18 protein-coding genes and 1 tRNA gene are annotated in these 9,120 nt (G+C 72.9%); 7 read left to right on the top strand and 12 right to left on the bottom strand.

What is annotated here, in order from left to right:
- Nucleotides 1-339: 339 nt before the first annotated feature.
- Together H5J29_RS11595 and H5J29_RS11590 are read right to left on the bottom strand one after the other, a co-directional pair.
- Nucleotides 340-654: a hypothetical protein gene (locus H5J29_RS11595; RefSeq protein WP_181780940.1), complete on the bottom strand. Its 315-nt coding sequence runs from the start codon at nt 652-654 to the stop codon at nt 340-342.
- Nucleotides 651-923, bottom strand: a complete 273-nt coding sequence (locus H5J29_RS11590; RefSeq protein WP_181780939.1) for a hypothetical protein — start codon at nt 921-923, stop codon at nt 651-653. Before H5J29_RS11590 ends, H5J29_RS11595 begins: the two co-directional genes overlap by 4 nt.
- Before the next feature lie 92 nt (nt 924-1,015).
- On the opposite strand from H5J29_RS11590, the gene H5J29_RS11585 reads away from it, so the two are divergent.
- Complete coding sequence (locus H5J29_RS11585; RefSeq protein WP_181780938.1) at nt 1,016-1,201, top strand: hypothetical protein; 186 nt, start codon at nt 1,016-1,018, stop codon at nt 1,199-1,201.
- A gap of 99 nt (nt 1,202-1,300) precedes the next feature.
- On the opposite strand, the gene H5J29_RS36190 is transcribed toward H5J29_RS11585, so the two are convergent.
- Genes H5J29_RS36190 through H5J29_RS11540 form a run of 9 tightly spaced genes read right to left on the bottom strand, consistent with a single transcriptional unit; the run spans nt 1,301 to nt 5,492 of the window.
- The gene (locus tag H5J29_RS36190; RefSeq protein WP_181780937.1) at nt 1,301-3,397 is read right to left on the bottom strand and encodes an FtsK/SpoIIIE domain-containing protein; all 2,097 of its coding nucleotides are present in this window, start codon (nt 3,395-3,397) and stop codon (nt 1,301-1,303) included.
- The gene (locus H5J29_RS11575; protein WP_181780936.1) at nt 3,394-3,597 is read right to left on the bottom strand and encodes a hypothetical protein; all 204 of its coding nucleotides are present in this window, start codon (nt 3,595-3,597) and stop codon (nt 3,394-3,396) included. Before H5J29_RS11575 ends, H5J29_RS36190 begins: the two co-directional genes overlap by 4 nt.
- Nucleotides 3,591-3,743, bottom strand: coding sequence for a hypothetical protein (locus H5J29_RS11570; protein WP_181780935.1), 153 nt, complete (start codon nt 3,741-3,743; stop codon nt 3,591-3,593). The genes H5J29_RS11575 and H5J29_RS11570 overlap by 7 nt, the downstream gene beginning before the upstream one ends.
- On the bottom strand, nt 3,740-4,360 hold the full coding sequence (locus H5J29_RS11565) for a DUF2637 domain-containing protein (RefSeq protein ID WP_181780934.1): 621 nt from the start codon (nt 4,358-4,360) through the stop codon (nt 3,740-3,742). The genes H5J29_RS11570 and H5J29_RS11565 overlap by 4 nt, the downstream gene beginning before the upstream one ends.
- The gene (locus tag H5J29_RS11560) at nt 4,357-4,638 is read right to left on the bottom strand and encodes a ParB N-terminal domain-containing protein (protein ID WP_181780933.1); all 282 of its coding nucleotides are present in this window, start codon (nt 4,636-4,638) and stop codon (nt 4,357-4,359) included. Before H5J29_RS11560 ends, H5J29_RS11565 begins: the two co-directional genes overlap by 4 nt.
- Before the next feature lie 29 nt (nt 4,639-4,667).
- A complete protein-coding gene (locus H5J29_RS11555) occupies nt 4,668-4,988 on the bottom strand; it encodes a hypothetical protein (protein WP_181780932.1) in 321 nt (106 codons plus the stop codon).
- Nucleotides 4,985-5,158: a hypothetical protein gene (locus tag H5J29_RS11550; RefSeq protein ID WP_181780931.1), complete on the bottom strand. Its 174-nt coding sequence runs from the start codon at nt 5,156-5,158 to the stop codon at nt 4,985-4,987. The genes H5J29_RS11555 and H5J29_RS11550 overlap by 4 nt, the downstream gene beginning before the upstream one ends.
- On the bottom strand, nt 5,158-5,340 hold the full coding sequence (locus H5J29_RS11545) for a DUF4236 domain-containing protein (RefSeq protein WP_220187277.1): 183 nt from the start codon (nt 5,338-5,340) through the stop codon (nt 5,158-5,160). Before H5J29_RS11545 ends, H5J29_RS11550 begins: the two co-directional genes overlap by 1 nt.
- A complete protein-coding gene (locus H5J29_RS11540; protein WP_181780930.1) occupies nt 5,337-5,492 on the bottom strand; it encodes a hypothetical protein in 156 nt (51 codons plus the stop codon). The genes H5J29_RS11545 and H5J29_RS11540 overlap by 4 nt, the downstream gene beginning before the upstream one ends.
- A 66-nt stretch (nt 5,493-5,558) precedes the next feature.
- Here H5J29_RS11540 and H5J29_RS11535 point away from each other — a divergent pair, with 66 nt between their 5' ends.
- From H5J29_RS11535 to H5J29_RS11520, 4 genes are all read left to right on the top strand, one after another.
- Nucleotides 5,559-5,702: a hypothetical protein gene (locus H5J29_RS11535; protein ID WP_181780929.1), complete on the top strand. Its 144-nt coding sequence runs from the start codon at nt 5,559-5,561 to the stop codon at nt 5,700-5,702.
- Nucleotides 5,703-5,848: 146 nt separating this feature from the next.
- Nucleotides 5,849-6,061, top strand: a complete 213-nt coding sequence (locus H5J29_RS11530) for a hypothetical protein (protein ID WP_181780928.1) — start codon at nt 5,849-5,851, stop codon at nt 6,059-6,061.
- Complete coding sequence (locus tag H5J29_RS11525) at nt 6,058-6,282, top strand: hypothetical protein (RefSeq protein ID WP_181780927.1); 225 nt, start codon at nt 6,058-6,060, stop codon at nt 6,280-6,282. The genes H5J29_RS11530 and H5J29_RS11525 overlap by 4 nt, the downstream gene beginning before the upstream one ends.
- The gene (locus H5J29_RS11520) at nt 6,279-6,671 is read left to right on the top strand and encodes a hypothetical protein (protein WP_181780926.1); all 393 of its coding nucleotides are present in this window, start codon (nt 6,279-6,281) and stop codon (nt 6,669-6,671) included. Before H5J29_RS11525 ends, H5J29_RS11520 begins: the two co-directional genes overlap by 4 nt.
- Before the next feature lie 152 nt (nt 6,672-6,823).
- Here H5J29_RS11520 and H5J29_RS11515 read toward each other — a convergent pair.
- Nucleotides 6,824-6,896 (bottom strand) — tRNA-Lys (locus H5J29_RS11515).
- A gap of 264 nt (nt 6,897-7,160) precedes the next feature.
- Here H5J29_RS11515 and dusB point away from each other — a divergent pair.
- Entirely contained in the window at nt 7,161-8,318 is a 1,158-nt protein-coding gene (dusB, locus tag H5J29_RS11510; protein ID WP_181780925.1) for a tRNA dihydrouridine synthase DusB, read from the top strand.
- 114 nt (nt 8,319-8,432) lie between these two features.
- The coding region (locus H5J29_RS11505) for a GGDEF domain-containing protein (protein WP_181780924.1) at nt 8,433-9,120 on the top strand (688 nt) is incomplete at its 3' end.

Here is a 9,120-nt window from a genome sequence, read left to right as displayed (position 1 = left end):
CCGCCGCCGCGGCGGCGTTGGACGGGACGCTCGGCTCCCCAAGCGGCGGGCTGCTCGCGACCGTCACCCCCGTGACGGCGGGCTCCCTGGCGGGCACCGTGCAGGCCAGCGGGGCCGTCGTTGCGAGCTCGCCCCCCGCATCGTCGACGATCGCGGGGACCGTGCGAACCACGGGTGCCCTCGCCGGGCTCGCGCCCGTCCCGACCGCGTCCCTGAACGAGGGGTCGCCCGCGCCAGCGGGCGGAGTCACCCTGTGGGACGGGGCCGGGTGGGTCGCGGCCGAGACGGCCGTGTGGGACGGCACGACGTGGGCCCCGGCGGAGGTGAACGCAGCCTGAGTCACCCGATCCGCAGCGCGTACAGGATCAGCGGGAGCAGGGACAGCACCAGCGCGGCGATCGCGATCGGGCGGCCCCGCTGATCCAGACTCACCGCCACGATCGCGCAGATCAACGGCACCACCGACGCCACCATCCCCAGCGCGTTGTACCCGCCGAGCGACAGGAACACGACAACCAGGATGGCCAGCACGAGCGCGACGATCGACAGCGCCCGCAGGTCCCGCTTCCGCACCGGCGGCGGAGTAGGGACCAGCTGGTAGCCGGGCGGCGGTTCGTACGGCTGGCCGACGGGCGGCTCGTGCGGCTGAGTCACGCCGGTGTGATCGGCTCCGTCTCGGCCGTCGTTACCGCCCCGAGGATGCCCTCGGCGACGTCCAGCGTCCGTTCCCGGACGGCCGGGCGCCGGGCTGCCCAGTCGAGCGCCAGCAGGTCGAGCAAGCTGGCGAGCCCGTACGCGTGCTCCGGGTGCGTGCCCCGCCGAGCGAGGTCGTCCTGCGCGGCGATGTGCCGCAGCTGCCTCGCCGCGGCGGTCACGTAGTCGCGCTGCTCGCGGTGGAGGGCGTACAGGTCACGCTCGTGCACAGGGTCTCCCCAGGTCGTTCGGTCGAGTGGTCGACCGCGGGGGAAGCGCGGCGCCCCGCATCCTAGAACGACTGTTCGACGTTGGGCAGGGTGTGAGCGCTGCACCCGACGCCCCCGCCGTCCCGACCGTCCGGTCCCGCATCCTCGCCGCCGGCGTCTCCCCCGAGCGGCTCGACCAGCACCACCGCGAGGGCCGGGTGCAGCTCGACGGGGAGCCGGTCACGGACCTCGACATGCCCGCCCCGAAGGGCACCCGGATCAACTTCGCCGCGGCGTGACGGCGGCTGCCCCGCGGGGCGAACGCCCCAACCACGGGGCAGCATGGCTGACCTGCGGAAATCGCCTCTCGGGGCAGTAGATCACGCTGCCCCGAGAGGTCAAGATCCGGCTGTTGGCGTCGAGGCAGGGGGGTCCTGCTGCTGCCCCGCGTCCCGGTTCTTGATCGCCTGCTCGACGTCCGAGCGGCGGACCACCCGGTCACCGTTCGACTTCCCGACTGTGACACCGAAGCGCTCCAGCGCGGACTTCAGGTCGCCGTGCTTCCAGGTCTCGTACCGCTGCGGGTCCTCCTCGGTCAGGCGACCGAGCACCACCGTGGTCCGTGCGCGCTGCTCGTCGCGCAGAGCGTCCAGGATCGCGGCCAGGTCGTCCGGTTCGGCTGGGGCTGCGAGCGCTGCGACGGTGCCGTACCCGGCCTTCTTCCGAGCCTCCACGGCCCGCTGCACCACCGGGTACGCCGACGCCGTGTCCACGTAGTGGGTGCGGACGATGGTGAAGGCCTGCCCCTTCGGGATGTCCTCGATCGCCCCGGTCGCCACCACGGTGCCCGCGTCGGTGTCCGCGCGCAGGTCCTCCGGGCGGGCGCCCCGGTCGGCGGCCTCGGCGAGGATCATCTTCGAGGTCGACGGGCCAGGAACGTACAGCGCGGCGCGAACGTGCACGCCCTCGCGGACCCGAGCCGGGAGGGTGCGGTCGTCGGGTCGCTGCGTGGCTTGGATGAGGTGGATGTTCATGGCCCTGGACTGGTCGTGCAGACGCTTCGCCGCCGACACCCCGCGGGCCCCGTCCTTCGCCCCGCCGATCGGATGCGGGGTCGCGTAGAGCACCTGGCACTCGTCGACGATCGCGAAGATGGGGTGGAACCCGGAGCCCTTCCGGCGGGACAGCGCCCGCGAGATCGGACCCACGATGTTCTGGGCGCGCTTGGCGTCATACCGGCGCTGCATCTCCGTGACCAGCGATTCCAGCATCACGCAGGTCGCCTCGGCGCCCTCCGGGGTGTTGTCCTCGATCAGGGTGTGCGCCCGCTCCTTGAACATCGACCAGTCCCCGTCGCCCTTCAGGTCGGCGATCCGGAGCTCCACCGACGGGTCCAGCGCGAGCGCGAGCGCGAGCTGGCGGACGGTGGCGGTCTTGCCCTGGTTCGAGGTGGCGCCGACCAGCCAGTGCTTCTGCAGCATCCCGACCTGCACCGGCTCACCGCGCATCGTCACACCCCACGGCGCCCGGTCCCGGAAGACGTCGAACGTGCCCTCCTCAAGGAGCGGCCACGGCGGGGCGGGCTTGTCGAGGGCCCCCTTGTCCGCCACCCACAGGTCCAGCACGCGGGCGTCCTCGTCGGGCTGACGCTGCGGCCACGTCTCGTGCTTGTGGCGGGACAGGTTGGCGCCAAGGAGCTCGACCTTCGCCGACGGCAGCAGCACTGCGGCGGGCACGCCGAGCGGGAGCTTGACCTGCGTGTAGGTACCGCCACCCTGCTGGCGTGGCGGCACAAGGAACTCCGGCTGCCAGCCCTCCTTGAAGGCGGCGTTGAGCGCGGCGATGCCCATGTGCTTGAGCGCGACCGCGATGGCGTCCGCGGTGATCTCGGCCCCGACCTGCGCCTTCTCGACGGGGGTCATCAGCCACTTCGGCGGCTCCGCGGCGCGCTTCCCCTCGGCCCACGCGACGAACAGCAGCCACGGCACGGCCGCCACCGCGGCGGAGATCGCGCCCACCTTGAGCACGAACCCGATCCAGCCGAAGATGTCCCCGACCAGTGCCCACCACGACGTCCAGGTGAGCCCCTCGGGCAGGAGCCACGCCCCGATCCCGACGGCGAGGAGCAGCACCCAGACCGCGGCGAACGCGCCGACGCCGAGGAGGAGGAGCTGGAGGGCTTCACGGGGCAGAGTGAGGAGCCGGTCCTTCCTGGCGTTCTTCGCGGTGTCGAGCAGGGCGAGCGCCGCCGCGGTGGCTTCGTGGTCTCCCGCCTGCTCGGCCCGACGCAGGTGGGCACGGTGGTGGCCGAGGGTGGCGGCGTCGGCGGAGCGGCGGGCCCACGATCCGACGCCTTGCCCGGCAGTCCACGTGTGCCGCCCCGTGTGGCGCCCGGCGGCCTTGACTGCCCGACCGGTACCTCGCGCGGCGTTCTTGGCGACCTGGCGGGCCTTGGCGGCGCGGCTGGCGCCAGCGGGCTTGTCGGTGGTGGTCACCGCTTCTTCCGTCCCTTCTTCTTTCCAGTAGCGGGCCACAGCTTCAGGAACACCTCGCCCTTCGGGCCGTTGGTGAGGATCCCGCCGAACGGGCGGGACTTGCCCTTCTTCTTCCGGCTGGCGAGCCACAGCCAGGTGAGGGCGACGGTGGCGAGGACACCACCGGTCGCGGTCAGCCCGCCGGCGGCGTCGGTCAGCACGTCGTCTCCTCGATCACCGTGCCGGTCGAGGTGGTCACCGTCGTCCTGTCGCATGGCGGCGGTCCCGCCAGCGTGCCGACACCGGCCGCGAGCAGCACCAACACCACAGCCGCCAGGAGCGACCGGCCGAACCCTCCACTGCTCATGACGCCTTCTCCTTGTGCGCCCGCTGGAGCTGGCGGGCCTGGTGGTCGGTGATGCCGAGCTCGCGCTTCAACGTCGGTCGGCCGGCGCCCTCGGCGAGCAGCCGGGCGGCCTTCTCGTCGTGGTCCTCGCTGCTCGCCGTGGTGGATTCCAGCGCCGGGGCGGGGGCTGGCGGCTCGCTGGCGGTCTGCTGGCGGGCCGGGCGGCTGTGCCCGGTGACCAGCTCCCACACGAGCGCGAACGCGACCGCCGGCCACGCGAACACCCACGGCGCCACCCAGTCCCGGTACTCGGTGAGCCAGCCGGGGAACGCTGCGGCGACGTTGCCCGCCAGCGTCGCGACCAGCGCGACCCCGAGCGCCACCCACGCCAGGGCACCGACCGGTTCACCCTGGCGGCGTCGGCGGCGCATGCGCAGCCACGCAGCCGCGAAGAGCCCGTCGACCGACAGCGGCCCGAGGTACGGCCAGGGCGTGCCGAGGACCTGGTGGACGTCGCGGAGGTGGGTGTAGGAGACGAACGCGGCGATCGCCAGCACGACCCCGAGGACGACCCACTCGGCGAGCGCGTCGCGGTGCTCGGTCAGCCACCGCCACGCGGCCCGCACAGCCGCCTTCACCGGCCACCTGCCTGCATCACTCGGGCGCGGATCGACGTCTCGCCGCGCATCATCGCGGCGACCACCCGGTGGTGGCCGTCCGCCAGGTAGAGCCGCCCCCCGGCGTCCACGACGTACACGTCCCCGCCCTTCCGGGTCTTCGCGTAGCGGGCGGCGCGCCGCTCGTCGAGGAAGTGGTGCCGGTTGGTGGCCACGAGCTTGCGGACGGGCACCCGGCGTCGCGGCGCGCGCCGCCACTCCGAGTCGGTCCACCCGGAGCCCTGGCCGAGGTTGGGCATGCCGCTCCTCGAGCTGCTGAACCAGCCCATCACCCACCGCCCGGCCACAGGTCGCGGGCGCGCTGCTCGATGAGTTGCGGCGGTGGCAGGGCGTCGACCCACTCGGCGAGCTGGTCGCGGGTGTCGACCACCGGGGTCCAGTCGACCGCGGGCAGGTCCGGGGTGATCTGGTCGGCGACGTGCGCGGGCAGCTGCTCCGCGGCGTCGGTGATGCCCCGGTACACCGCCACCCCGAAGGCGACGATCAGCGCCAGGGCGAGCAGGACCAGGACGGCGACCACACGCCGCCAGACCCGGCGGGCCTTCCGGACGCCGCGGGTCGCGGTCGCGGCGTGCTGCAGGACGTTCACTCGTACCACCTCAGCTTCTGGCCGTTGGAGTCCCGCCGGTCGCGGAACGCGTCGAGGAACCCGTTGCCCGCGTTCGGCCGGTAGTGCCAGGTGTGGCGGCAGGTGGGGCACTTCCACTTCGACTTCTTGGCCGGGTTCGGGGCTGGCGGGACGTCGCACTCGTGGCCCATCAGCGCTTCCTCCCGCCCCACGTGAAGCCCCCGGGCCCGGGGGTGTCGAGGGAGTGGCGGCCGGTCGACTGCGACCAGGACCAGGGGCCGACCTTCAGGCCCCAGGTGACGCGCCCGGCCTGGTTGACGGTGATCCGGACGGGCCCGCACCGGTGGGACTTGCGGGCGCGGAAGCGGATCACAGGGTCACCGCCACGGCGAGCAGGACCGCAAGCAGCGGTGACACCGCAAGCGCGGTCAGGAGACCGGCGAACCATGCTGGTCTCGGCTGGACATCGGAGATCATGTTCATCAGGTCCTCCAGGTGGGGACCGGCGGCCGGGAGGCTCCCCACCCCCGACCGCCGGTGATCGGGTGGGGTCAGCCGCGGGCGAGGCGTCGGGCGCAGGGGGCGCAGACGATGCACTCGGCACCGTTCACACGCCGGGACCTGGCGCCGCTGCCGCTGCACACCTGGCAGCCGTTCGCCGAGGCCGAGGCGCGGCCGCTCACGATGGATCCCGGACGGCGGCCGTTGCTGACCGCGCGGTCGACGGATGCCTGACGGACGGTCCTGCCCTTCGCCTTGCTCTGTTTCCAGGCCATGGGCCCTCCTCGATTGGTTGCAACCTTGTGTTGCAACGCAAGGTTGCACGACAATCGAGCCCAATGCAACACTCAGTTGCAACATGGGGTGACAGGATCCCGAGCGTGGAGGAGAACGGCGACGAGATGAGCCGAGTTCGAGCAGCAGCCGAGCGGTACCAGCAGGCACGGTCCGAACAGGCCAGCGCGCGCGACGCGCTGCACTCCGCGATCAAGGCCGCGCTGGTCGCAGGCCTTCCCATCGGGCAGGTCGCACACGAGTCTGGCTACGACCGCGAACACGTCCGCCGCATCCGCGACGGGAAGGAGTCCCGGTGAGCGACCTGACCGAGCACCTGTCCGACCAGCTGTCCGCCGTCACCCCCGACGACCCGGACGCACCCGTCACGCTCGACCGCTCGACCGCGGCCGCCGTGCTGGAGCGGCTCACCGTGCTGGGCGGCATGGAGGCCGACGTCCGCGCCATGTTCACCGGGGAACGCGACGCCTCCCGGTCCGCGGAGTGGCGACTCCGCCAGCAGCACCAGGAGGGCGCGTGACGGCGCCCGACGGGCAGTCGAACGCGTCCCGCGGCCTGCGCGCGCAGCTCACGGACGCCGTGGCACGCAAGCGCGCGACGGTCGACGTCGACGCAATCCACCTCGAGAGCCTGCTCAACGAACGGGACCGACTGGCCGCCGATCTCGGCCTTCTGCAGGCCCGTGACGTCGCTGGCCAGGCGTGGATGGAGCGTCTGACCTGCCAGCGGGACGCGGCCGTCGAGGGTCACCGGGCGCTACTCATCGAGCTGACGAAGGCGCAGGCCGAGCGCGACCGGCTGCGCGCCATCGAGCAGCGGGCGAGAGACCTCGCCGAGACCACCGTCCGCGACCTCGGCGACTGGCCCCTGATCGCGCGACACATCCTCACGGGCGAACGCCCCACCTGACGGCCGCCGAGCAGGCGGCACCCCTCGGCCCCGGACGTGAGCGCAGGCTCGCCGCCGGGGCCGAGCCACGTCCGGCTCCGGGCAAGCCGTGGCGTTTCCGGTGCATGATCTTGTCGAGACGATCACGAGCCCAACGTTTCCGCTGGTGAGAGTGGGCCCCCAGGGGATCGAACCCTGAACCCGCGGATTAAAAGTCCGCTGCTCTGCCGATTGAGCTAGGGGCCCCCGCCCGTGGTGCCGAGGCGGTGACGCCGAGGGTACTGGACCCGCGGGGCAGGACCGGGCAGCCCGCGCGCAGCTCGATGGTTGATCAACAGGTACTGACGCAGGATCTGGGCGGCCGAATCCTGCGTGAGGGCCTGTTGACCTCCAAAGGGCTTGATCAGCAGGCGCTGACGCAGGCCACACCCGCGTCGGGGCGGGCAGAGCAAAGGTGTTCGGCAACCCACCCCCCACCTGCGGCGGCGGAAGGGTGGACAATGGGATCCCGTGACGCTGCTGGACTCCGCCCCCGCCACCCGACCGGTGCTGCCGCCGTTGCGCATCGGGCGCCACGAGGTGGCCACGCCGGTCGTGCTCGCGCCCATGGCGGGCATCACCAACCCGGGGTTCCGGCGGCTGTGCCGTGAGCAGGGGGCCGGGTTCTACGTCTGCGAGATGATCACCAGCCGCGGGCTGGTGGAGAAGAACCCGCTCACCTTCCGCATGATCGCCTTCGACCCGGACGAGCAGCCGCGGTCGATGCAGCTCTACGGCGTGGACCCGGCCGCGATGGGCGCCGCGGTGCGGATGATCCGTGAGCGCGACCTCGCCGACCACGTCGACATGAACTTCGGCTGCCCGGTGCCCAAGGTGACGCGCCGGGGCGGTGGGGCCGCGCTGCCGTTCAAGCGGCGGCTGTTCGAGCGGCTCGTCCGCGCGGCCGTCGACAACGCCGGGGACCTGCCCGTCACGGTGAAGATGCGGATTGGCATCGACGACGAGCACCACACCTTCCTCGAGGCGGGCCGGATGGCCGCCGACGCGGGGGTGGCCGCCGTGGCCCTGCACGCCCGGACCGCCGCACAGCGCTACTCGGGCCAGGCGGACTGGACCGCGATCGCGCGGCTGCGCGACCACCTGCCCGCCGAGCTGCCCGTCCTGGGCAACGGCGACATCTTCTCCGCCGCCGACGCCCTGCGGATGGTCCGGGAGACGGCGTGCGACGGCGTCGTCGTCGGGCGGGGCTGTCTCGGTCGTCCGTGGCTGTTCGGGGATCTGGAGGCCGCGTTCGCCGGGCGCCCGCTGCCCACCCCGCCGAACCTGCGGCAGGTGGCCGTCACGCTGCGGCGGCACGCCGTGCTGCTCTGCGAGCACATGGGTGACCACAAGGGGATCCGGGACGTCCGCAAGCACATCGCCTGGTACCTCAAGGGCTTCGCGGTCGGCGGCGACCTGCGCCGCGCGTTGGGCATGGTCGAGAGCATCGACCAGCTCGACGAGCTCCTCGCGCAGCTCGACCTGGACCAGGAGTTCCCCGCCGACGCCGAGGGTCCGCGCGGGCGCCAGGGCTCGCCGGGCAAGGTCGTCCTGCCCGAGCACTGGCTCGACGACGCCGACGACCCGTCCGTCCCCTTCGGCGCCGAGCTGGAGCACTCCGGCGGGTGATCCCGGGCCTCGCCCGGTCGGGTGGGAAGGCACGCGAACGGGTAGGAAGATCCCTCACGTCTCAAGGACCCCAGGCGTCACGACGAGAATAGGGGCATCGGGGGAGGTGGTTCGATGGAGTCCGGCACGGTACGGGCACTGGTGCACGACGCACCGGTGGCCGAGGAGACACCACCGTCCTCCCCCCGCAACCGTGCCGCGCTGCACACCGCCGCGGCGGAGCGGCTGGCCGCCGAGGGTGCGTGGGAGGAGGCCTACGGGCACCTCTACGCCGCGGTCCGGCTCCTGCACGGCGAGCCCCCGCCCGCGGCCCACGACGAGCTCGACCGGCTCCGGCGCGAGCACGCCGAGGCCCGCGAGCAGAGCCGCCGGGACAGCCTGACGGCGAGCTACAACCGTCGCTACCTCGACGAGCGGCTCGCGACGCTGCTGTCCGACCTGGACGGTGCCGCGGTGCGGGCCACCGGGCTCTGCCTCGCGCTCGTCGACATCGACCACTTCAAGCTGGTCAACGACACCCACGGGCACCTCTTCGGCGACCGGGTCCTGCAGCGCATGGTCTGCGAGCTCGACGCCGCCCTGCCCGAGACCGGCTTCTGCGCCCGCTACGGCGGCGAGGAGTTCGCCCTGGTGCTCCCGGGGCGAGACCTCGCGCAGGCCGTCGAGATCAGCGAGCAGGCGCGGGACCGCATCGCCCGGCACGACTGGGCGGACCTGCACCCGGACCTGCGGGTGACCGTGAGCATCGGGGTGGCGCACGCGGCGGGCCGGATCGCGGACGTCGAGCGGCTCATCGGCGAGG

This window comes from Pseudonocardia pini (genome assembly GCF_013870575.1).
GTDB classification, from domain to species: Bacteria; Actinomycetota; Actinomycetes; order Mycobacteriales; family Pseudonocardiaceae; genus Pseudonocardia; species Pseudonocardia pini.
The sequence above is the reverse complement of the archived record's forward strand: the minus strand, read 5'-3'. Positions and strand labels throughout refer to the sequence as shown.